This is a genomic window from Microbacterium sp. SL75 (assembly GCF_026625865.1).
Taxonomy (GTDB): domain Bacteria; phylum Actinomycetota; class Actinomycetes; order Actinomycetales; family Microbacteriaceae; genus Microbacterium.
Genome location: NZ_CP113067.1, coordinates 1,906,518 through 1,926,183, shown reverse-complemented (window position 1 = coordinate 1,926,183; position 19,666 = coordinate 1,906,518). Strand labels below are relative to the sequence as shown.

Sequence of the window (19,666 nt, the reverse complement as noted above, 5' to 3'; positions counted from 1 at the left end):
TGAGGCTTCATGATCCGGTACGAGCTGGAGGCCGCCGACATCTCGGCTATCCGTTTCGGCATCTCCCCGTTGTCGGAGCTGGGGCTCGGACTCCGCGCCCTGTCGCAACCGGAGGGGTACCCGCTGCAGGCTCCGTGGCTCCGGCAGATCGCAGACGTGCGCCCGCTCCTGGATCTCGAGGTGCTGCTCGCGCTGATCAATGACCGCAAGTGGACGGCCGACTTCGTCAACCCGCGGCCCGCCTCCCCTCTTACGTCGTTCGACGACGAACTGGCGGAGCTCGGCCGCATCTCGCGGGCGCGCTTGCACACCGATCTCGAGCGGGTGCACGGGGAGGTGCCGACGGTTTTCCGCGGGCGCCACGATCTCGTCGTCGCTCGTCTGCAGCGAGCGCTCGCGACCACGTGGGACCTCTGCTTCGCGCCGCACTGGGCGCGCATGAGCGCGGTCCTGCGCTCCGACATCGCCTACCGTGGGCGCGTCGCCGCGCAATCCGGCATGGGTACGGTCCTCAACGGCCTGTCGGATGCCGCGCGCTACGACGGACGACACCTCGACGTGCGGTTGTGGAACCCCGAGGTTCGCCGCCGACCGGTCCTCGGCGAAGGCCTCACCCTCGTCCCGTCGATCTTCACCGTCCGGGTGTCCACGCCGATCGACGACGACCTCCCTCCCACGGTGATGTACCCCGCGCGCGGGCAGGGGGCGATGTGGTCCACCAGCGCGCAGCCCGCACCCGACGCCGTCGTCGACCTGCTCGGTCGCACGCGCGCGACACTTCTCGTGGCGCTGGGTGAGCCGGCATCCTCCACCGATCTCGCCCTGCAGCTCGGTGTCTCGACCTCCGCGATCAACCAGCACCTGCGCGTGATGGAACGCGCGGGGCTCTTGAACCGCACGCGATACGGACGCGCCGTGCTCTACTACCGCAGCGCCGCGGGCGACGCGCTGAACCCCTAAGCGTCTGGGGCCTTCGCCCGCGAGGGCTGCACGCGCGGCGGCTCACCCGGCATCTTCGGGAACTCGGGCGGGAACGGCAGCTCGCCCAGCCCGGCGTCGAGGTCGCGCTGCCACCATTCCAGCAGCGTGTCGATGCGTCCGGGCTTCTCGCTGAACCCCGCCCACGGATCCCCGACCGTGTCCAACCGCTCGGGAATCGAGCGCACGGTGAACGCGAGCGGGTCGAGGCCGTCGAGCTCGTCCCACGACACCGGAGTCGACACGGTCGCGGTGGGCAGAGCCCGGGGCGAGTACGCCCCCGCCATCGTCCGGTCGCGGTTGGCCTGGTTGAAGTCGACGAAAATGCGCTGACCCCGCTCTTCCTTCCACCAGCTCGTGGTCACGGCATCCGGCATCCGTCGCTCCAGTTCGCGCGCGGCGGCGATGACCGCGTGCCGGACGTCGAGGAACTCGTGCGTCGGCTCGATCGGGCAGAACACGTGCAGGCCGCGGTTGCCGCTGGTCTTGATCCAGGCCTCGAGGCCCGCTTCGCGAAGGACCGTACGCAGTTCGTGCGCCGCGCTGACCGCCTCGGCGATACCCGTTCCCGGCTGCGGATCGAGGTCGATACGCAACTCGACGGGGTGGTCGGCGTCGCTCGTGAGAGAGGCCCAGGGGTGGAACACGATCGTGTTCATCTGCGCGGCCCACACCGCCGACGCGATCTCGCCGAGGAAGAGCTGCGGATGCCGGCGCCCGCTGTTGTACGTCACAGTGACGGCCTCGACGAAGTCGGGCGCCCCCTTCGGCGGGTTCTTCGAGAAGAAGGCCTCGCCTCCCACCCCCTCGGGAAAACGCTCGAGCGACACCGGCCGATGCCCGTTCGCCGCGATGAAGGGGTCGGCGACGGCGATGAGGTACTCCGCCAACTCGCGCTTGGTGATCCCCACCTCGGGCCACAGCACGCGATCGGGGTTCGAAATGCCCACCTCCCGATCGCCGTCGGGGCCCGGCACGGTCAGCGTGATGCGGGGGGATGCCATGTCCCGACGCTAGTGCGCGGGCGACGGTCGTGTCTGCCGGGTTGCGCGAGAGGGCGGAAGCCGTGGTACCCCGGAGACGTCTTCGAGCAGAGCGGGCGCCGCCTCGCTGTCCAGCCCGAGTCCTGGCATCCGGCAGCCGTTTACGCTCGGACCATGACCTCCGCAGCCGCCCGGACCGCCCTCGACATCGCCGACTGGCGCCGACGCGTCTTCGCGCTGTACGACGCGGTGCGCGAAGCCGACGACCCCGAAGACGCCCACGAGCTGTGGCGCATCGAGCGCGACGCGCTGTTCGCCGATCATCCGGCCACGCCGTTGCTCCCCGAGCAGCGCGACGGCTTCGTCGGTCTGCCGCTCGCGCCCTACGACGCCGCGTGGCGCTTCGAGGTTCCCCTGCTCGACGCCGACGAGGCCTCGTTCGTGGCCACGACCGGCACCGACGGCGAGGTCGGCTTCGAACGCATCGGTCGTGTCGAACTGCCCGAGACCGGATCCCTCGACGTGTGGCGGCTGACGTCGTACGGCGGCGGGCTGTTCGTGCCGGTTCGGGATGCCGCGGCCGGCCGCCCCGGGGGCACCTACGGCGGCGGGCGTTATCTGCTCGACACCATCAAGGGCGCCGATCTCGGCCGGGGCGCCGCGCCCGACACCCTCGTCATCGACTTCAACTTCGCATACAACCCCTCGTGCGCGTACGACCCGATGTGGGCCTGCCCGCTGGCCCCGGCCGGCAACGTGCTCCCGGTGGCGGTGCCGGTCGGCGAGCTGTACGGGGTCTGACACGAACGACGGCGGGCCGCCCCGAGAGGGAGCGGCCCGCCGTCTTGTCGTCGAGTCAGGCGGTGGGCTCGGAGCCCTCTTCCGCCAGAACGATCACCGGAGCGAGCTCGTCGCGGTCGATGCGGATCCACGGGCCGGCAGGATCGATCAGGATGCCGGTGAGTGCGGCGTCACCGGCCAGAGCCTTCGCGAGCTGTGTGCGCTGGATGGGCAGCGGCTGGTCACCGCGGCCGAGGGCGAGAAGTTCGAGCGGGTGCGTGAAGACCTCGAGGAAGCGCTCGCCCGTGGCCGACCGCGACTCGGCGACGCCGATCGGGCCGCCCTCCTCGGAGCGGTTCACGCCGATCCACAGGGGAGCCTCGGCGACGATCGCGTCGACAATCTTCGACGCGGTGGAGTCATCGCGCGTCTCGCACAGGGCGGTCTTGATGCGCAGTTCGGGGTCGACCTCGGCGACCATGCGCTCGAGGAGAGCCTTGGGCAGCACGGCGCGGTTCGGCTGGGAGGCGGGGTCGAGGATGATGCCCGCGTAGGGACCGGCGAGCACGTGACGCAGCAGCGCCATGACGGGTTGGCCCATCGCGGACGTGTCGCGGTCGCCGTCGGCATCGACGCTGGCACGCAGGGCGAGTCCGCCGCTGTAGGCGAGGACGAGCTGCTCGTCGCCGTTGTTCGCGACGGCGAGCGGGAGGTCCTTGCCCTCGGCGAGGAGCGCTCGGGCGTCGCCCTTCACGCGGAGGAAGACGTGCCCTTGCAGCAACTGCCGCGCGATGTTGAGCAGCTGAGCGGGCTCGGGCTGCCCGTCGACCTCGGCGAGGGCATTGCCGAGCAGGACGTTGTCGCGAAGGCCCGGCACCGTCTCGGGTGCCTCGGGGGCCTCCATCGCGCCGGGCTGGCGCGCCGAGGGACGAGCTGCCACCGGCGGAGCCGACGACGGCTCGGGAGTGTCGGGGCCGGCGCCCACCCCGCGGAACGACGACATCGAGATGCCCACGGTCGGGGCGGCTTCAGCCGGAACCTCCGCGGCCGGAGCGGCATCGCTCGGGCCCGCGGGATCGACGGGCTGTTCGCCCGGCTCGATCGCGGTGTCGGGCCGGTCGGCCGATACGTCGTCGGAGTCGGACTTCTTGCGGCGCGAGAAGAGAGCCATTGCGCAAGCCTATCCGGGCGGTCCGCGGGCCGGGCCCGGCGGGGTGCCCGCGAACGGCGTCCGCGCCCCGGTCGAGGCCACGACCGCATGGCGTTCCTGCGCGGGACGGCGCCTGCGGGCACCGATAAACACGATCAGCGCCGATAAACGCGAGGAGCACGCGTTTCTGCGCGTGGATCGCGTTTATGCGTGGGACGGACCCGCCGCGCCCGCACCCCCGACGGCGCGCACGCGCTCGCGCTGGCACCCCCACCCGCGCTCGCGCTGGCACCCCCACCCGCGCACGCGCACGGCACGCGCACGCGCCGCCGTACTCATGCCCGCCGCACCCGCGCCCGCGCCTCCGCGCACCCACGCACGCCGCACCCGCGAACGCGCACGGCACGCGCCCGGCTCACACCCGCGGCCCCCCGCCCGCGCACGCGCACACGCCCGTGGCACCACACGCCGGGCACGGCACGCCGACGGCCCGGGCCAGGAGCCCGCGAACCGCCTCGCGACGCGTTCTACAGCTTGGTGATGGGCGCGATCTTGACGAGCAGCTTCTTCGGCCCGACCGTGTCGAAGCGCACGTGTGCCACGCGCTTGGCGCCTTCGCCGGTCACGGCGTCTACACGGCCCTCGCCGAAGTCGTCGTGACGGATGCGGTCGCCCGACGCGAGCTGCATGTCGCCGTTGTCACGGACCTTCGCCGGGATGCGGTTGGGGAACTTGCTCGGGTCGGCCGGCGCGCGCTTGGGCAGCGGCACGAGGTCGTCGCCGTAGCGGTTACCCGCGCTCCCGGCCTGGCCGGGGCGTCGTCCGCGGGCGTTGAGCGCACGCGACTGCGAGCCCCCGCGGCCGTTGACGTCGCCGGGCGACTGCCGCCAGTCGATGAGGTCGGCGGGGATCTCCTGTAGGAACCGGCTAGGCATCGCGACCGTGACCTCGCCGAACTGCGCGCGGGTCATCGCGAGCGAGAGGTGCAGACGCTTGCGGGCGCGGGTGATGCCGACGTAGAACAGCCGGCGTTCCTCCTGTGGCCCGCCCGGCTCGTTCGCCGAGATGCGGTGCGGGAGCAGGTCTTCTTCGACGCCGGTGAGGAACACCGCGTCGTACTCGAGGCCCTTCGCCGTGTGCAAGGTCATGAGCGACACCGAGCCCGACGCGTCGTCGAGGTCGTCGGCATCGGCCACGAGGGTGACCTCGGTGAGGAAGTCGATGATCGTGCCCTCGGGGTTGTTGCGCGCGAACTCCCGCGTCACCGCGACGAGCTCGTCGAGGTTCTCGAGACGCGCCTCGTCCTGCGGGTCTTTGCTCGCGCGCAGGGCATCGAAGTACCCGCTCTTGTTCAGCAGCAGCGTGAGACCCTCGGTGACCGAGGTGGAGGGAGCGAGCTCTCCGGATGCCGGGAGCATGACCGCCGTGGCCTCGGTCAGCACCGCGTCGAGCTGGTCGATGGCCTTCTGCAGCTTGGGGCCGACGCCGATCTGGGCCGAGTTGGCCAGGGCATCGCGGAAGGTGATCCCGTGCTCTGCGGCGTAGCGGGCGATGGCCGTCTCGGTGACGTCGCCGATACCGCGGCGCGGCCGGTTGAGGATGCGCCGGAGGGCCATCGAGTCGGCGGGATTGGCCACGGCGACGAGGTATGCGAGGGCGTCTTTGATCTCGGCGCGCTCGTAGAACTTGGTGCCGCCCATGATCTTGTAGGGCACGGCCGAGCGGATGAAGATCTCTTCGAGCGCACGCGACTGCGAGTTGGTGCGGTAGAACACCGCGACGCCCGAGTAGTCGACGCCCTTCTTGTGGAGTGCCTCGATCTCGTCGGCGACGAACTGCGCCTCATCGTGCTGCGAGTAGCCGGTGAAGCCGATGATCGGATCGCCGGCGCCGACGTCGGTCCAGAGCTTCTTGTCTTTGCGGTCGAAGTTGTTCGAGATCACCGCGTTGGCCGCGGAGAGGATGTTCTGCGTGGAGCGGTAGTTCTGCTCGAGCAGTACGACCTTGGCGCCCGGGTAGTCGCGCTCGAACTCGCTGATGTTGCGGATGTCGGCGCCGCGGAAGGCGTAGATCGACTGGTCGGAGTCACCGACGACGGTGAGGGATGCGGCGTCTTCGCCCGCCGGCTCGGCGTCGAAGATCATCATGCCGCCCGACGAGAACGGCTCGGCGTCGGCGCCCGGAGGCCGTGTCAGCTCGTGGATGAGCGCGTATTGCGCGTGGTTGGTGTCCTGGTACTCGTCGACCAGGATGTGCCGGAACCGCTTGCGGTACCGGTCGGCCACCTGCGGGAACGCCCGGAACAGGTAGACGGTCTGGGCGATGAGGTCGTCGAAATCGAAGGCGTTGGCGCGCTGCAGCTCGCGCTGGTACGAGCCGAAGATCTCGACGAACACGCGCTCGGCCGGGTCGCTCATGTTCGCGGATCGCGCGTAGGACTCGGCATCCGCCAGCTCGTTCTTCAGCTTCGAGATGCGGCTCTGGGTACCGGCCGGGGTGAGGCCGAACGAGTCGCCTTCGTGCTCTTTGACGAGACGCTTGATGAGGGCACGCGAGTCGCCGGAGTCGTAGATGGTGAACGACTTGGTGAAACCGAACTGCTCGGCCTCGCGGCGGAGAATGCGCACGCAGGCGGAGTGGAACGTCGAGATCCACATGCCGTCGGCCTTCTGACCGATGAGCTGGTGCACGCGCTCGCGCATCTCGCCCGCGGCCTTGTTCGTGAAGGTGATCGCGAGGATCTGGCTGGGATACGCCTCGCGCGTGCGCAGCAGCGAGGCGATGCGCCGCGTGAGCACGCTCGTCTTACCGGAGCCCGCGCCCGCGACGATGAGCAGCGCCTGGCCGCGATAGGTCACGGCCTCGCGCTGCGGACCGTTCAGCCCCTCGAGGAGGTCGGCGTCGGGTCGGGATGCCGACGGTCCGGGACCGTCGACGATGAGGGGCGTGGAGGCGTCGGTCATGGCGGGGTCAAGTCTAGGCGGGGCCTCCGACATCGGCCCCGTCGGGGCTCAGCTCCGCGCCTCCCCCGCCGCCCCCGACGACAACAGCGACTGCGCGCGCGCGAAGTGCTCGGCATCCACCGTCACGTCCCAGCGCTCGGCCTCGAAGCCCTGCACCGACGAGAAGTCGCGGCGTCCGCCCGTGAACGCGTGCCCGGCGAAACCGAAGACGGCACCCCAGACGGCTCCGAGCACGAGGCCCAGCAAGACGAAACCGAGGAAGCCGTTGACGCTGAGCAGACCGATCAGCACGCCGATCATCAGGCCGAACCAGGCCCCCGACGCGGCTCCGAGCCCGGCCGCGCGACCGCGCGTGAGGCGGCCCGTCACCTGCTCGACGATCCGCACGCCGGTTCCGACGATCGCGGTGTGCTCGACGGGGAAGCCCGCGTCGGACAACCGGTCGACGGCGGCTTGTGCCCCGGTGTAGTCGGTGAAGCTCGACAGGACGCGGCGTTCGGGCGTGGCCCGGGTGATGTCGGACATGGCGGTTCCTTCCCTCGGTGGCCCCACGCTAACGGCGCCTCCCGCTCGCCGCGGGGCGGTTGCGCGTCGAGGGAGCCCGGGTTAGGGGCCAAGAGTCAAACCCGCACGCCATTCAGCCGACACCTGGATGATGGAGGCATGCACCTGATCCTCAACGTCCTCTGGCTCGTCCTCTCGGGCTTCTGGCTCTTCCTCGGCTACCTCGCCGCGGGGGTCGTGCTGTGCATCTTCATCGTCACGATTCCCTGGGGCATCGCGTCGTTCCGCATCGGCCTGTACGCCCTGTGGCCGTTCGGTCGTGAGATCGTGGCGAAGAGGTCGGCGGGAGTCGGCTCGTTCCTCGGCAACGTCGTCTGGGTGATCCTCGCCGGATGGTGGCTGGCCCTCGGCCACGTCTTCACCGGACTGCTGCTGTGCGTCACGATCATCGGCATCCCGCTCGGGGTCGCGAACTTCAAACTGGTCCCGGTGTCGCTTATGCCGCTGGGCAAAGAGGTGCGTGAGATCGGTCGCGGCGGGCCGTTCGACCAGACCCTGGGACGCTGACGCTCAGCGCCCGTACACGCGGCGCGGCAGAGCGAGCAGGATGCCGACCACCAGCGCGACCCCGCCGATCACGGCCGTGGTCGTCATGATCTCGAGGGGAAACGCCCCTTCGCGTGCTCCGCTGAAGCGCGCGAGATCCCAGGGAAGCACTCCGATCTGCTCGTTCCAGGAGCGGAGCGCGTCGTGCGCCCCCATCACCGCGATGGTCCCCGCGGGCAGGGCGTAACCGACGCCCATCCCGGCGAGGGCGACGCCCGCAGCACGACGGCGGCCGAGCTGCGCCGAAAGCGACCACCCGGCCACGACGAACACCCACGCCACCAGCGCGAAGGCGACCGCGAGGTAGAGGATGCGCACCCACGGCTGCGCCCAGATCGTCGGCCAGACGCCGTCCGGCCCCGACAGCGACACGGCCGACAGCGCGACCACGCACCGCAGTACGAGGGCCCCGCCCACCGCCGCGATGATCGGCCAGGGCGAGCGGCGCCCGAGCAGCAGACGCACCGTGGCGGCGAACACGAGCCACCCGGCGACGGCGATGAGGATGCCCCACAGCCCGTCGCGCGGCGTCTGGACGACCCGCGTCATCACGAGGAGCGCGCCCGGCACCAGGATCATGAGCCAACGGTCCAGCGGCAGCAGGCCGAGGCTCGACTCCCGCGACCGCCACGGCCGGGTGGAGGCGATCCACGACGCGCGCGCGGCAGCGGCGCCGGGTCGTCGAACCAGACGCGTGCGCGCGGCGATCGCACCGATCAGCAGCCAGACCACGCCGAAGACCAGCAGCACGCGCGCGACCCATTCCGCCGTCGGGTCGACCGTCACCTGCTCGCGCGTGAACGGATCCACCAGCACGGCCAGAACCGTGCCGACGGCGAGGAGGATCACGGCGACGCTGAGGGCCAGGATGCCTCGCCCCGCCGTCGTCGCCATGTACCCACGTTACCCGCCCGTTCCTGGGCTTCCGCCCGGCCGGCGGCGGGCATCGGAGCGGGTGAATTCGAGCGTGGGCCGGGGTGACGGCATCCGTTCCGCTCGAGCATCGCCGTCACGCGGAGTCCACCGCCGACACGCCGTCCCCCGCCCGCGGAGACCGGCGTGTCCCGCCCCGACTCCGCCGGACGGTCCCGGATGCCGGGAACCCGCCGCCCCGCCCGGCCGAAACACCCGCCGCCCGACACCGCCCCCGACCGACCGTCCCGCGGAGTCCACCGCCGACACGCCATCCCCCAGCCACGGCAACCGGCGCGTCCCGCCCCAACTCCGCCGGACGGCCCCGGATGCCGGGAACCCGCCGCCCCGCCCGGCCGAAACACCCGCAGCCCGACACCGCCCCCGACCGACCGTCCCGCGGAGTCCACCGCCGACACGCCGTCCCCCAGCCACGGCCACCGGCGTGTCCCGCCCCGACTCCGCCGGACGGCCCCGGATGCCGGGAACCCGCCGCCCCGGGCTCACCCCCTGTCGTGCAGGGTGACGTGGTAGCCGTCGGGGTCGGCGAAGGTGAAGGTGCGGCCGAACGGTCCGTCGATCGGGGCCATGACGATCCGGTGCCCGTCGGCGGCGAGGGCGTCGTGCATCTGCTGCACCTCGGTGGCGTGGAGCCAGACGGCGACGCCGACGCCCGGCTGGTCCACGCCGGTGAGGTCGGTGCCGGGCGCGAGGTCGCGCAGAGCGAAGGCGATCGGTGCGGTGTCGAAGACGACGGCGTGAGGAGGGCCGGTGGGCGAACGGCGCAAGCCGAGGTACTTCTGGTAGAAGGCGTGGGAGGCGGCGAGGTCGCGCACCTGCAGAGAGATGAAGTCGGGTCCGGTGGCGGGCATGGCATGCTCCTTGCGTGTCAGTTATCTGACACAGAGCGTATGTCAGAATACTGACATGGCGCAAGAGGCAATCGACTTGGACACCTCGCTCGGCTACCTCCTGAAAGAAGCGGCGAGCGCTCTGCGCGCAGCAATGGAAGACGTGCTACGCCCACTCGGAATGACGATCACGCACTACTCCTGCCTCGAGCTGCTCGCCCAGCGGCCCGGCCTGTCGAACTCCGACCTCGCGCGCGGCGCTTTCGTCACACGACAGTCGATGAACGTGCTGCTGCAGAGCCTCGAGCGCGACGGCATCGTCGAGCGACCGGACACCGCCCCTGTCGGCAAGGCGCTCCCCACCCGCCTCACCGAGAAGGGCCGACGCACCCTCGCTGCGGCGAGCGCCGCCGTCCGGTCCGTCGAGAAGCGCATGCTGAGCGGGATGACGGATGCCGAACAGGCCGCCGCCCTGCACGCGTTGCGATCGATGATCACGGCGCTCCGTGACTGAGACGTACGACGACGCGCAGATTGTGTAACAATCCATGCATGCTTCCCGCCCTCGCGATCCTCGCCGCGGCGCTGTGTTTCTCCACCACGGGCACGGCGCAGGCCCTCGCGGGCGTCGACGCCTCGCCGCTCGCGGTCGGGGCGGCACGGATCGTGGTGGGTGGTGGCATCCTGGGCCTTCTCGCCCTGACGCAACGCGCGCCCGTGCGGCCGCACCGCGGCTCTCGAACGTCGACGTCGGCACTCATCGCCATCGGAGCGGTCGGAGTGCTCGCCTACCAGCCCCTGTTCTTCCTCGGCACGCGCGAGAACGGTGTCGCAATCGGCACGGTCGTCGCCCTCGGCTCGGCGCCCATCGCCACCGGGATCGCGGATGCCGTGCGCCTGCGCCGCGCCCCGTCACCGCGCTGGATGCTGGCGACCGCCGTCGCCCTGCTCGGGGTCGTTCTCGTGTCGGGCATGACCGGCGGCGCGACCGCGCTCGCCCCGGCGGGCCTACTCGCCTCGGCGGGCGCGGGAATGTCGTACGCCCTCTATACGGTGTGCGGCAAAGCGTTGATCGAGAGGGGGTGGAACTCCACGCGCGTCATGGGGGCGGTATTCGGCGTCGCCGCCGTGGCGAGCCTGCCCGTGCTCCTGCTCGCCGGAGCGTCATGGCTCCTCACCCCGAACGGTCTTGCCCTCGCCCTGTGGCTCGGGGTGGTGACGACGGCGATCGCCTACCTGCTGTTCGGGTGGGGCCTGGCGCGGCTGAGCGCCGTCACGGTGTCGACACTGACGCTGGCCGAACCCCTCGCCGCCACCCTGCTCGGCCTCTTCGTACTGCGCGAGCAGCTCACGCTGGTCAGCGGCATCGGCCTGGCCCTCATCGCGGTGGGCCTCGCCGTGGTGTCGGCTCCGTCTCGTCGTGGTGAGGAGGTTCCGGATGCCGCGGCACGGGCCTGACGCGAACGAAGGCGCTGCGGCCGGGGCGGGCCGCACCCCGCCAGGAGAGGCCGAGCGCATCGCCGCGGATGCCGCGGCACTCACGACCGCAGCCGCGCGCCGATCTTCGCCGTCCGTCCCCGGCCCCCGCACCGCCGACGCGGTCGCCGCCGCTGTGCGCTCCGAGATCCTGTCGGGCGAACTCGCGCCCGGCACCCCGCTGCGGGAAGAGGATCTCAGCGCGGCGCACGGCGTCTCGCGGCACACCGCGCGCACCGCTCTCGCCACGCTGACCGCCGAGCGACTCACCACCGCCGAACCGTACCGCGGAGTCCGCGTGTCCCTTCTCGACGACGACGCCCTGATCGCCCTGCAGCAGTTGCGATGCGCCCTCGAGACCGAGGCCCTGCGGATCGTGCGCGATCGCGGCATCCGCCCCTCCGCCGCCGGCGCCGCGCTCGATGACCTGGCCGTGGCCGAGGCCGCGGGCGACTGGCCCGCCACCCTCGATGCCCACGCTCGCGTGCATCTCGCACTCGTGGACGCGTCCGGCTCTTCGCGCATCGCCGAGGAGTACCGCCGCCTCGACGGCGAGATGCGGCTGCTGCTCACGCACGTGCGGCCGGCGTACGCACCGGGGGCACTGACGGAGGAGCACCGCGCGTACGTCGAGGAGGCGTTGCGAGCCCCGGAGCGGGTGGTCCGCGCGCACCTCGAGCACTCGACGCGGGCGATCATCGACGGGCGCGCCGGTCGCTGACGAGCGCCCCGAGCGCCATACGACGACACATCGCGTCACGCCGCGCAACGCCTCTTCGCCCCTCCCGCACCCCGGGTTAGCGTGGGGACACATCGCGGCGATCCGGGCGGTCCCGGGCCTCGGCTCATAACCGAAGGCGTGGCGGGTTCGACTCCCGCCGTCGCGTCTACGCCTGCCCGGTCAGTGCCCGAGTTGTACGATATATCACGGAGGTATACCCGTGATCCGACACGTCGACCGAAGCCGCGCCGCGCACGTCGTTCGGGCCGCGCGACTCGACCGGGGCATGTCGCAGGCCGACCTGGCACGCGCCGCAGGGATGAGCCAGCCGAATGTCGCCGCCATAGAGAACGGCACGAGGAACCCCAGCGAAGACGCCCTCGAGCGGCTCCTCCGAGCCGCCGACTACCGACCCAGCCTGGCCCTCGAAGACAACGCCGAGGCCATCGTCGAGGCAGGACGACGGCACGGACTCCATGACATCCGCGTATTCGGCTCGATTGCGACGGGCGCGGATCATTTCACGTCGGACATCGACTTTCTCGCTCGCATCGACAGCGGCCGTGGGTACTTCGACATCGCCGCCTTCACGAGCGCGGTCGAAGAGCTCACGGGGTTCACCGTCGATGTGATCGTCGACGATGAGCAGCGTCCCTCTTTCCTCGACTCGACGGTGATGGCGGCCCTGTGACGGCTTCCGATCCACAACCGGCGAAGCGCTTCACGCGGGCGCCACGGACAGAGCGCCCCCTCACAGACCATGCTCGGGCGAACTTCCTCGAGAGCGTCGACGCGATCGCGGCCTTCCTGAGCCATGCCGTGGGGAGCGGGAGGGGTGCTTTTCTCCGCACCTCCCCCTCGTACGCGTCCGGCTCGATGGCGATCATCCGGACTGCCGCACTCTTCGAGACCGACGACTTCGCACCGTTCGTCACGGACACCCCCGCCGAGGTCGTCGCGGCCCTGCGGACGATGCGCAACATCGCGTCCCATGCGGGTTATCGCGCGATGAACGATGAGCGCCTGTGGGTGACCCTGACGACCGAGCTCCCCCCGTACATCGCCGACTGGCGGCGCGCCGGCGAGAAGCCCCCGTCCGACTGATCCCGCACGACTACGCCTCAGCCGACACCGTTCCTCGCGCGACCGGCCGGCGCTTGCGCACCTCGCGCAGCACGATCTGCTCGGGACACACGGTCGACAGGAAATCCCCCACCGACAGCGCCAGCCGTTCCCCGACGAGCGAATACAGGATGCGGTTGGCATCGCGACGCTCCGTGACGAGACCGGCTTGGCGCAGCACCCCGAGGTGTCGCGAGATGGTCGGTCCGCTCGCGTCGAACCGCGCGGCGATCTCGCCCGCGGCCATCTCGCCGTCCTTCAGGTCTTGCAGGATCTGGCGCCGCGTCGGGTGCGCGAGAGCCGCGAAGATGTCGGATGCGGTGTCGGTCACGCCACCCAATCTAGCACTGTAGCTAAATTGCGTGTAGCTTCTTCGCTAAATAGCCAAGGAGGCGTCATGACCACTCAGACAAACATCGGGGGCAGCACGAACCCGGTGCCGGCGATGGCCGCGACGATCGTCCACCGCGTCCTGGTCAACTACCGCGTCGACCCCGACGCCGCACGATCCCTGCTCCCCCGGGGCTTGCGCCCTCAACTCGTCGCCGGCAGCGCCGTTGCGGGCATGTGCCTGATCCACCTCGCCTCCGTCCGTCCCGCGTGGTTCGCGCCCGCCATCGGGCATCGCAGCCGCAATGCGGCGCACCGCATCGCGGTCGAGTGGGATGCCGCTGACGGCCCGCGAACCGGCGTCTACATCCCCCGGCGCCACAGCTCGTCCCGACTCGTCCGACTCGTCGGCGGTCGCGTCTTCCCCGGCACACACTCCCCCGCCACCGTCTCCTTCGACGCCTCGCGCGCCAGCCTCGCGGTCCGCGTCGACGCGAGCGACCTGCACGTTCGCGTCGCGGGTCGCCGGGGCCCCGGCATCCCGTTCGACAGCCGCCTCTTCGAGAGCCTCGACGACGCGTCGGCGTTCTTCCGGAAGGATGCCGTTGGCTGGTCGCCCGCGCGCGCGGGAACGCTCGAGGGGCTACGGCTCGACACCGACGCCTGGCGCGTCGAACCCCTCGCCGTCACCGACCTCGCCTCGAGCTTCTTCGAAGCCCTGCCCGCCGGCACCGCCGAGTTCGACCACGCCCTGCTGATGCGCGACGTGCCGACGCGCTGGAGCAGCGTTTCCGAACCCGCACCGGCCGCGTGACTCCTGCGAGACTGGATTCATGACCACCCCCGCGCCCCAGGATGTACCCATCGGCAGTGAGGGCATCCGCCTCGGCCCGTTCATGAAGTTCGCCGGCATCCTCGACTCGGGCGGAGACGTGAAAGAGGCGATCATCGACGGCTACGTCGAGGTCAACGGCGAGGTCGATCGCCGCCGCGGACGCCAGCTGCAGGTGGGCGACGTCGTGACGTTCGAGGGGCGCTCGTTCCGCGTGCAGGCCTGACCGGGGGCACGCGAGGATACCCGTGCGACATCGACAACCGCGGGGATGCCGTAGCCCGGCGTCGTGGGCCCCGCTCCGAGCTCACCCCCTCACGCACCGTGCGCATTGTCGGTCCAACCGAGGGGTAGGAGCAAGTCCCGCCCATTGCGGATGTCGTGAGCGGAACCAACTCCGCGGTTCAAAATGCGAGAAGCGCCGAAATCTAAGTTGCAGGCGATCTCAATCCCCACCCGTTGGCAGAAAGATCCCCGACTGCAACGCTTCTGACGCGTGTTCAGTATCACGCGAAACGCATCAGGTAGAGGCTTTGCGAGACACACTAGGACTGAAACCTGTATCGTCATCCGTGGTTGCGAGAGAGTCGTGATTTGCCGGAAATGACTGAAGGAGTGGGCATTGAAACTCGAGCCCTGGGAGCCCGATCTGAAGAGCCTGCACCTTAGATACACGGAAGGGAGCCTCGACCTGCAACCAGCCTTCCAACGTGGATTGGTCTGGCCCCGAGAGAAAAAGGCAAGGCTAGTCGACACAGTTCTGCGGGGTTGGCGGGTTCCGCCCGTGCACCTCGTCGTCGAAGAGGACGAGAGCCTTTCCGTCTTGGACGGCCAACAACGCCTCCAAGCCCTGTTCGATTTCATAGAGGGCAAAGTCACAGTTGGCACGTTCGCCCCTGTGGATGAGAGCGTGTCCCAGTACAAGGGGCTGACATTCAGCCGACTGCCCCCCCTCATACAGAGGAGGATCCTGTCGGCCCGTATCAGCACCTACCGCCTGTACGACTTCGAGCCCGATGAGCCCTACGAACTCTTCTTCAGACTCAACCTGCCGACGGGACTTACGTCGGCCGAGAAGCGTAATGCCCTGTCGGGAACGACGCGCCGCCAGATACGCGAGATAGTGCAAAGCGCTGCCGCTATGGGGTGGAGCAAGGACCTCTTGGGCTTCTCGGATGGGCGGCTCGCATACGACGATGTCGTCGCCCGCTTGTGTGCATATCTGTTGCGAGGGTCGCTCAAAACTCCCCTCACTGCCCGCGATATGGAGGCCATCTACAGAGACCAAGACGGCCTTCCTGCTGGCGTCATCGAGCGCGCGAACCAGAGCGTCGAACTATTCACATCAGAAGCTCACACGTTGCACGCTGTGAAATTCAATAAAGCTACCTTGCTGACGTGGCTTCTCGTGGCCGCGCGGGCTAGTACTTCAAATGCGCCTGCGCCACTGAGACTCGGCGAAGCAATGCAGCTTCTCGAGCGGGGCAGAATCATGACCTCGAAGGGCGACCTCGCCGCGTCATCGAAAGAGTTCAAGAATCCAACTCGCACTGCGCCACTCGTTGCGCTGTATGCCGACCGAGCCAGCCTCCGTGTGGCGGACGTGCTGTCAGTTCAAGCTCGCGACGCTGTTGCCTGGCTAGCTGTATCGGAGTACAACGAAGCGATAAGTTTGCCGGACATAGTGCGTGAACTAGACACACGCGTTCGAGACATTCAGTGGGAAGGAGCTGATGCATTCGAGCTTCAGGTGCTGGAGCTCGTTTCGGAGTGGGACGAGTGGAGTGCGATCGCATGAAGTCCGTGCAAGCCAAGCATAGCTGGGACCGCGTCACCTCCGACTGGACTGGACGCCAATCGATGTCATCATTGTCAACTCGCAGCGGACAAGGGTTTGCTGACAGCAACGTGACCATGTCGGGCGGCTTGTTGATTTTAGCCGGCGTGAATTCTGGCGGAAAATCGCGCATCCTGCGCTCCATTTGGTCCGAGCGAAATGACCCCCAGTCCTCCAACACCGTACTGACTTGGGTTGGCGACGAACCCGATGACTTCGTGTACGTCGATCTTTTCGAGCTACTATCCCGTCAGTGGCGATCACACCGAATTCCAGATCTACGAGAACAGGTCGACGCGGCCGGTCTGTCACCGCTTCGATCTTCGGATACGGCAACTTTGTCTTACGTTCTCGGCCGAGAATATGACTCGATCCGAGTCGCTGAAATCGATAGTTCTCTCGTGACTGACGAAACGAGCACGGAGGGTGTCCCCTTATACAGGGAGGAAGTTGTTCCGTACTTCGAGATGACCACCAGCGGTGGCACGCACAGTTCGCCCAGCCTGAGCAGGGGTGAATTGAGTGCGCTTACGCTTCACTGGGCGCTGAAAAGCGCACCCCGAAACGCAGTTTTGCTTCTCGACGAGCCGGACATCATGCTTGCTCCGATGTCTGCTCGACGGGTGTTGGACTTGATCGTCGATCACGCAAACAGCCAAAAGTCGCCCGTCATTATTGCTACGCACTCCTACCTGAGCCTTGCCGATGCACCACGGAGTGCGCAAGCGCTTCTGCGGGTCGGCCTGGACGGAAAGTCTTCCCTCGCCAAGCCAGATGATTACGCACTGTGGGACGCATTGCGGGTCGCCGCACCGAAGCAAATAGTTTTCGTGGTCGAAGATTCGATGGCTAGACTCCTACTGAACCAACTTCTGGTTATGGCAGACTTTCCACACTTCGATGTGAGCGAAATTTGGATCGGAGGCAGCGCGGCGGAAGTCCGCGCGGTAGGCAAGCTTCCGCAACTTAAAGAGACTAAAATTTCCCTATGGGGCGTGCTCGATGGGAATGAGAAAATATCACCCTCGGAAAAGAGGTGCTTGAAACTCCCGGGCATTTTGTCGCCGGAAGAAGGAGCGCTCCTCGTGGCCGAAAATCATGAAGATCTTCTTTCCACAGACGCCGGAATGTTGAAGCGGGCGCTCGAGCGCACGGTGGGGGATAACCCTCACGATCGCGCGAATTCGGTTGCCTCCGCCGTGGGCAAAAGCGGTTCCCAATTTGTCGTCGAAACTTGGACCGCCTGGTTGACGGCAACAGTCGAGGGGCGGGAAGCCCTCGAAACGTTCCGGCAGTCGCTCCGGGCGGTAACACCACCGGAACGACCTGTCTGAGTCCGAGGCCCGCCACCCCGAAAGGGGAAGCGGGCCTCGCTGCATCCTGAGCTCGTGACACAGGATGCCGCTCGAGCTCAGTGCTCGTCGTAGTGATCGGCGTGCAGCGCGTGACGGTGTCCGTCGTGCACGTAGTCGGCGTGGCCGTCGTGCTCGACCTTCTCGTGACCGCAGTCATCGCCGTGGGCGTGCTCGTCGACGGTGTGCTCGGCCTTCGACTCGTGCTCGTCGTAGTGGTCGCCGTGGAGGGCGTGGTGATGGGTCCCGTGCACGTAGTCGACGTGGTCGCCGTGCTCGATCTTCTGGTGGCCGCAGTCGTCGCCGTGCGCGTGCTCGTCGACGGTGTGCTCGGCGTGGGTCTCAGCGATGCTCATTGTTCGTTCCCCTGGTCGTTCGGTTCCTGGACGTGGGCGATCGCATCGAGCACGACATGAGCGACGTGCTGGTCGGCGAGGGCATAGCGGATCTCTTTGCCCTCGCGTTCCGAGCTGACGAGCCCCGACTGCCGCAGGGTCCGCAGGTGCTGTGACACCAGCGGCTGCGACAGTCCGGCGCGCTCGGCGAGCGCGCCGACCGTGAGCGGTTCGCGGCTCAGCAGCCAGACGAGCGCCAGACGCGACTCGTTGCCGAGAACCTTGAACAGCTCGGCGGCCTCGTCGAGCCCCGCGATCTTGTCCACGACACCTAGACCACCACACACATGCACGGATTGCAATGTGTTCACCTATCTGGGAACGGTTCTCGTTTCCGTTATCGCAGCGACCCGGCGATCACCCCTGTCGACCCTTGAAGCGCGGGTTGAGCTTGTTGATCACGAACACCTTGCCGCGCCGACGCACGACCTGCGCACCGGGCTGTTTCTTGAGGGACTTGATCGACGCTCGGACCTTCATGGCATCCTCCTTGTTGATAAGCGTTATCAATAACAAGCTAGAGTGTCCCCACTCCCCTGACAAATGAGAGGTGGATGCCATGCCCCGCACGATCGCCATCATGGGCGTGTGCGCCCCCGAGCGCCGGACCTACTCGGAACGGACCGCCGTCGCCCTGTCGCGGCCCCTTCATCTGCTGCGGTACGCCGACCTCCGCGTGCCTCACGCGCTCCCGCTCCCCCGGCCGCGCGCGGACGACACCGCGTCCGTGGTCGATCTCGGCACCGACGTCGACCTCATCCACTCGATCGCGGCACGCGGCGGATCCGAGGTCGAGGCGGTGTGCGTCGTCGACGCCCGCCACATGAGGTGTGCGTCGTCGACGCCCGCCACATGATCGGCGACCTTCTCGACGACGCCCCCCTGTCGGCAGCCGCGAATCACGGTGACACCCGCGGTGACGTCGGCGCGCGGGCGCGTCAGGCCGCCCTCGCGCTGGAGCTCGCGACCCGCATCGTCTGGGTGAACTGGGAGCAGGTGCCGACCCCGGCGCTGGCGGTGCAGATGGCACTGGCCTCGCACCTGAACCCGACAGCGGTCGTCCGGCTGTCGCGCGACCCGGTGAGCGACCTGCACTCGGCCGCGACGCACGAGGGCGAGATCCTGGAGCGCGCCGGATGGGTGCACGCCCTCAACGGCGAACACGACCCCTACATGCGCGACAACCGCGTGATGACGCTCCGCCACGAGCAGCTGCGGCCGTTCCACCCCGCGCGCCTCTCGGCGGCACTCGACCGGCTGGACGCGGGCGCTGCCGGACGCCTGGTGCGCTCGGCGGGCTTCTGCCGCCTGGCGTCTCGCCCCGGCATCCTGGCTCGGTGGGAGCACGTGGGCTCCGCGATGTGGATCGAGCCGCTCGGCACCGACGACGGCCGCATGGGCATGGGCCAGGAGATCGTCTTCACCGGACTCGATCTGTCGGCACCGAAGCTCGCGCACGTCCTCGACCACGCGGCCCTCACCGACGACGAGCTCGCCGCCGGGCCCTCGGCGTGGCTGGCGTTCGATGACCCCCTGCCTGCCTGGCCCGCGGTGGATTCGTCGATCCCGGATGCCACCGACTGACCGTGTCAAGCCGGTCGCCCGCACCGCACCGGAGGAGGAGCGTGAGCGCATGAGCACTCCTGACATCCCCTCCCGCCACTCCGACGACGCTCGCGCCGACTCGGCCGCCCCCACCGACGCCGTGACCGACGAGGTCCGCGAAGACGCCGCCGAAGCCGAGGAGCACGTGAGCCTCGACGACCACACCGGCGACGCCCTCGACGGCGACGACGCTCCCGCCGCCGACCCCGGGTTCCCGGCGGCCGAAGGACACGCCTGAGTCTCGCAACGAACCGGAGGGGCGCCCATCC

25 protein-coding genes and 1 tRNA gene are annotated in these 19,666 nt (G+C 68.8%); 16 read left to right on the top strand and 10 right to left on the bottom strand.

Features of this window, described 5'->3' with window-relative positions; genetic code table 11:
- The first annotated feature begins 9 nt into the window (after positions 1 to 9).
- Positions 10 to 960, top strand: coding sequence for an ArsR/SmtB family transcription factor (locus tag OVA17_RS09055; RefSeq protein WP_267786216.1), 951 nt, complete (start codon positions 10 to 12; stop codon positions 958 to 960).
- Here OVA17_RS09055 and ligD read toward each other — a convergent pair.
- Positions 957 to 1,982, bottom strand: a complete 1,026-nt coding sequence (ligD, locus tag OVA17_RS09050) for a non-homologous end-joining DNA ligase (protein ID WP_267786215.1) — start codon at positions 1,980 to 1,982, stop codon at positions 957 to 959. The two genes, OVA17_RS09055 and ligD, sit on opposite strands and share 4 nt — an antisense overlap.
- A gap of 153 nt (positions 1,983 to 2,135) precedes the next feature.
- On the opposite strand from ligD, the gene OVA17_RS09045 reads away from it, so the two are divergent.
- The gene (locus OVA17_RS09045) at positions 2,136 to 2,762 is read left to right on the top strand and encodes a DUF1684 domain-containing protein (protein WP_267786214.1); all 627 of its coding nucleotides are present in this window, start codon (positions 2,136 to 2,138) and stop codon (positions 2,760 to 2,762) included.
- A gap of 55 nt (positions 2,763 to 2,817) precedes the next feature.
- On the opposite strand, the gene OVA17_RS09040 is transcribed toward OVA17_RS09045, so the two are convergent.
- The 3 genes from OVA17_RS09040 to OVA17_RS09030 all read right to left on the bottom strand — a co-directional run bounded on the left by OVA17_RS09040 (position 2,818) and on the right by OVA17_RS09030 (position 7,379).
- Entirely contained in the window at positions 2,818 to 3,912 is a 1,095-nt protein-coding gene (locus tag OVA17_RS09040; protein WP_267786213.1) for an SseB family protein, read from the bottom strand.
- A gap of 506 nt (positions 3,913 to 4,418) precedes the next feature.
- Positions 4,419 to 6,854, bottom strand: coding sequence for an ATP-dependent helicase (locus OVA17_RS09035; protein ID WP_210072253.1), 2,436 nt, complete (start codon positions 6,852 to 6,854; stop codon positions 4,419 to 4,421).
- Between the two features lie 48 nt (positions 6,855 to 6,902).
- Positions 6,903 to 7,379, bottom strand: a complete 477-nt coding sequence (locus OVA17_RS09030) for a general stress protein (RefSeq protein ID WP_267786212.1) — start codon at positions 7,377 to 7,379, stop codon at positions 6,903 to 6,905.
- Between the two features lie 138 nt (positions 7,380 to 7,517).
- On the opposite strand from OVA17_RS09030, the gene OVA17_RS09025 reads away from it, so the two are divergent.
- Entirely contained in the window at positions 7,518 to 7,925 is a 408-nt protein-coding gene (locus OVA17_RS09025; protein WP_267786211.1) for a YccF domain-containing protein, read from the top strand.
- Positions 7,926 to 7,928: 3 nt separating this feature from the next.
- Here OVA17_RS09025 and OVA17_RS09020 read toward each other — a convergent pair whose 3' ends face one another.
- Positions 7,929 to 8,858 (bottom strand): hypothetical protein, encoded by a 930-nt coding sequence (locus tag OVA17_RS09020; protein WP_267786210.1) that lies wholly within the window; start codon positions 8,856 to 8,858, stop codon positions 7,929 to 7,931.
- 521 nt (positions 8,859 to 9,379) lie between these two features.
- Positions 9,380 to 9,748: a VOC family protein gene (locus tag OVA17_RS09015; RefSeq protein ID WP_267786209.1), complete on the bottom strand. Its 369-nt coding sequence runs from the start codon at positions 9,746 to 9,748 to the stop codon at positions 9,380 to 9,382.
- A gap of 55 nt (positions 9,749 to 9,803) precedes the next feature.
- Here OVA17_RS09015 and OVA17_RS09010 point away from each other — a divergent pair, with 55 nt between their 5' ends.
- From OVA17_RS09010 to OVA17_RS08985, 6 genes are all read left to right on the top strand, one after another.
- Positions 9,804 to 10,241, top strand: coding sequence for a MarR family winged helix-turn-helix transcriptional regulator (locus OVA17_RS09010; RefSeq protein WP_267786207.1), 438 nt, complete (start codon positions 9,804 to 9,806; stop codon positions 10,239 to 10,241).
- Between the two features lie 38 nt (positions 10,242 to 10,279).
- Entirely contained in the window at positions 10,280 to 11,185 is a 906-nt protein-coding gene (locus OVA17_RS09005; RefSeq protein ID WP_267786206.1) for a DMT family transporter, read from the top strand.
- Positions 11,166 to 11,924 (top strand): GntR family transcriptional regulator, encoded by a 759-nt coding sequence (locus tag OVA17_RS09000; protein ID WP_267786204.1) that lies wholly within the window; start codon positions 11,166 to 11,168, stop codon positions 11,922 to 11,924. The genes OVA17_RS09005 and OVA17_RS09000 overlap by 20 nt, the downstream gene beginning before the upstream one ends.
- 93 nt (positions 11,925 to 12,017) lie before the next feature.
- Positions 12,018 to 12,090 (top strand) — tRNA-Met (locus OVA17_RS08995).
- A 54-nt stretch (positions 12,091 to 12,144) separates the two neighbouring features.
- Complete coding sequence (locus OVA17_RS08990) at positions 12,145 to 12,615, top strand: helix-turn-helix domain-containing protein (protein WP_267786203.1); 471 nt, start codon at positions 12,145 to 12,147, stop codon at positions 12,613 to 12,615.
- Between the two features lie 185 nt (positions 12,616 to 12,800).
- On the top strand, positions 12,801 to 13,028 hold the full coding sequence (locus OVA17_RS08985) for a hypothetical protein (protein WP_267786202.1): 228 nt from the start codon (positions 12,801 to 12,803) through the stop codon (positions 13,026 to 13,028).
- A 10-nt stretch (positions 13,029 to 13,038) separates the two neighbouring features.
- Here the strand turns inward: OVA17_RS08985 and OVA17_RS08980 are convergent, their stop codons facing one another.
- On the bottom strand, positions 13,039 to 13,377 hold the full coding sequence (locus OVA17_RS08980; protein ID WP_267786201.1) for a metalloregulator ArsR/SmtB family transcription factor: 339 nt from the start codon (positions 13,375 to 13,377) through the stop codon (positions 13,039 to 13,041).
- 66 nt (positions 13,378 to 13,443) lie between these two features.
- Here OVA17_RS08980 and OVA17_RS08975 point away from each other — a divergent pair, with 66 nt between their 5' ends.
- The 4 genes from OVA17_RS08975 (at position 13,444) to OVA17_RS08960 (ending at position 17,379) form a co-directional block, all read left to right on the top strand.
- Positions 13,444 to 14,190 (top strand): DUF2071 domain-containing protein, encoded by a 747-nt coding sequence (locus OVA17_RS08975; RefSeq protein ID WP_267786200.1) that lies wholly within the window; start codon positions 13,444 to 13,446, stop codon positions 14,188 to 14,190.
- A 19-nt stretch (positions 14,191 to 14,209) separates the two neighbouring features.
- On the top strand, positions 14,210 to 14,434 hold the full coding sequence (locus OVA17_RS08970) for an RNA-binding S4 domain-containing protein (protein ID WP_267786199.1): 225 nt from the start codon (positions 14,210 to 14,212) through the stop codon (positions 14,432 to 14,434).
- 396 nt (positions 14,435 to 14,830) lie between these two features.
- The gene (locus tag OVA17_RS08965; RefSeq protein WP_267786198.1) at positions 14,831 to 16,006 is read left to right on the top strand and encodes a DUF262 domain-containing protein; all 1,176 of its coding nucleotides are present in this window, start codon (positions 14,831 to 14,833) and stop codon (positions 16,004 to 16,006) included.
- The gene (locus OVA17_RS08960) at positions 16,003 to 17,379 is read left to right on the top strand and encodes an AAA family ATPase (protein ID WP_267786197.1); all 1,377 of its coding nucleotides are present in this window, start codon (positions 16,003 to 16,005) and stop codon (positions 17,377 to 17,379) included. The genes OVA17_RS08965 and OVA17_RS08960 overlap by 4 nt, the downstream gene beginning before the upstream one ends.
- A 77-nt stretch (positions 17,380 to 17,456) precedes the next feature.
- On the opposite strand, the gene OVA17_RS08955 is transcribed toward OVA17_RS08960, so the two are convergent.
- The 3 genes from OVA17_RS08955 to ykgO all read right to left on the bottom strand — a co-directional run bounded on the left by OVA17_RS08955 (position 17,457) and on the right by ykgO (position 18,272).
- A complete protein-coding gene (locus OVA17_RS08955) occupies positions 17,457 to 17,753 on the bottom strand; it encodes a hypothetical protein (RefSeq protein ID WP_267786196.1) in 297 nt (98 codons plus the stop codon).
- Positions 17,750 to 18,058: an ArsR/SmtB family transcription factor gene (locus OVA17_RS08950; protein ID WP_267786195.1), complete on the bottom strand. Its 309-nt coding sequence runs from the start codon at positions 18,056 to 18,058 to the stop codon at positions 17,750 to 17,752. The genes OVA17_RS08955 and OVA17_RS08950 overlap by 4 nt, the downstream gene beginning before the upstream one ends.
- 91 nt (positions 18,059 to 18,149) lie before the next feature.
- The gene (ykgO, locus tag OVA17_RS08945) at positions 18,150 to 18,272 is read right to left on the bottom strand and encodes a type B 50S ribosomal protein L36 (protein WP_056226526.1); all 123 of its coding nucleotides are present in this window, start codon (positions 18,270 to 18,272) and stop codon (positions 18,150 to 18,152) included.
- Between the two features lie 79 nt (positions 18,273 to 18,351).
- On the opposite strand from ykgO, the gene OVA17_RS08940 reads away from it, so the two are divergent.
- From OVA17_RS08940 to OVA17_RS08930, 3 genes are read left to right on the top strand one after another with little or no spacing between them, the layout of a single operon-like run.
- Positions 18,352 to 18,648: a hypothetical protein gene (locus tag OVA17_RS08940; RefSeq protein WP_267786194.1), complete on the top strand. Its 297-nt coding sequence runs from the start codon at positions 18,352 to 18,354 to the stop codon at positions 18,646 to 18,648.
- The gene (locus tag OVA17_RS08935; protein WP_267786193.1) at positions 18,645 to 19,376 is read left to right on the top strand and encodes a GTP-binding protein; all 732 of its coding nucleotides are present in this window, start codon (positions 18,645 to 18,647) and stop codon (positions 19,374 to 19,376) included. Before OVA17_RS08940 ends, OVA17_RS08935 begins: the two co-directional genes overlap by 4 nt.
- Before the next feature lie 49 nt (positions 19,377 to 19,425).
- Entirely contained in the window at positions 19,426 to 19,635 is a 210-nt protein-coding gene (locus tag OVA17_RS08930) for a hypothetical protein (protein WP_210072266.1), read from the top strand.
- Positions 19,636 to 19,666 lie beyond the last annotated feature (31 nt).

Coding starts and splice junctions, on each gene's coding strand:
- OVA17_RS08970 (WP_267786199.1), top strand. CDS start 14,210: ATGACCACCCCCGCGCCCCAGGATGTACCCATCGGCAGTGAGGGCATC.
- OVA17_RS09045 (WP_267786214.1), top strand. CDS start 2,136: ATGACCTCCGCAGCCGCCCGGACCGCCCTCGACATCGCCGACTGGCGC.
- OVA17_RS08985 (WP_267786202.1), top strand. CDS start 12,801: ATGGCGATCATCCGGACTGCCGCACTCTTCGAGACCGACGACTTCGCA.
- ykgO (WP_056226526.1), bottom strand. CDS start 18,272: ATGAAGGTCCGAGCGTCGATCAAGTCCCTCAAGAAACAGCCCGGTGCG.
- OVA17_RS08960 (WP_267786197.1), top strand. CDS start 16,003: ATGAAGTCCGTGCAAGCCAAGCATAGCTGGGACCGCGTCACCTCCGAC.
- OVA17_RS08940 (WP_267786194.1), top strand. CDS start 18,352: ATGCCCCGCACGATCGCCATCATGGGCGTGTGCGCCCCCGAGCGCCGG.
- OVA17_RS09000 (WP_267786204.1), top strand. CDS start 11,166: ATGCCGCGGCACGGGCCTGACGCGAACGAAGGCGCTGCGGCCGGGGCG.
- OVA17_RS09035 (WP_210072253.1), bottom strand. CDS start 6,854: ATGACCGACGCCTCCACGCCCCTCATCGTCGACGGTCCCGGACCGTCG.
- OVA17_RS09040 (WP_267786213.1), bottom strand. CDS start 3,912: ATGGCTCTCTTCTCGCGCCGCAAGAAGTCCGACTCCGACGACGTATCG.
- OVA17_RS09055 (WP_267786216.1), top strand. CDS start 10: ATGATCCGGTACGAGCTGGAGGCCGCCGACATCTCGGCTATCCGTTTC.
- OVA17_RS09025 (WP_267786211.1), top strand. CDS start 7,518: ATGCACCTGATCCTCAACGTCCTCTGGCTCGTCCTCTCGGGCTTCTGG.
- OVA17_RS08975 (WP_267786200.1), top strand. CDS start 13,444: ATGACCACTCAGACAAACATCGGGGGCAGCACGAACCCGGTGCCGGCG.
- OVA17_RS09020 (WP_267786210.1), bottom strand. CDS start 8,858: ATGGCGACGACGGCGGGGCGAGGCATCCTGGCCCTCAGCGTCGCCGTG.
- OVA17_RS08935 (WP_267786193.1), top strand. CDS start 18,645: ATGATCGGCGACCTTCTCGACGACGCCCCCCTGTCGGCAGCCGCGAAT.
- OVA17_RS08930 (WP_210072266.1), top strand. CDS start 19,426: ATGAGCACTCCTGACATCCCCTCCCGCCACTCCGACGACGCTCGCGCC.
- OVA17_RS09015 (WP_267786209.1), bottom strand. CDS start 9,748: ATGCCCGCCACCGGACCCGACTTCATCTCTCTGCAGGTGCGCGACCTC.
- ligD (WP_267786215.1), bottom strand. CDS start 1,982: ATGGCATCCCCCCGCATCACGCTGACCGTGCCGGGCCCCGACGGCGAT.
- OVA17_RS09005 (WP_267786206.1), top strand. CDS start 10,280: ATGCTTCCCGCCCTCGCGATCCTCGCCGCGGCGCTGTGTTTCTCCACC.
- OVA17_RS09030 (WP_267786212.1), bottom strand. CDS start 7,379: ATGTCCGACATCACCCGGGCCACGCCCGAACGCCGCGTCCTGTCGAGC.
- OVA17_RS08955 (WP_267786196.1), bottom strand. CDS start 17,753: ATGAGCATCGCTGAGACCCACGCCGAGCACACCGTCGACGAGCACGCG.
- OVA17_RS09010 (WP_267786207.1), top strand. CDS start 9,804: ATGGCGCAAGAGGCAATCGACTTGGACACCTCGCTCGGCTACCTCCTG.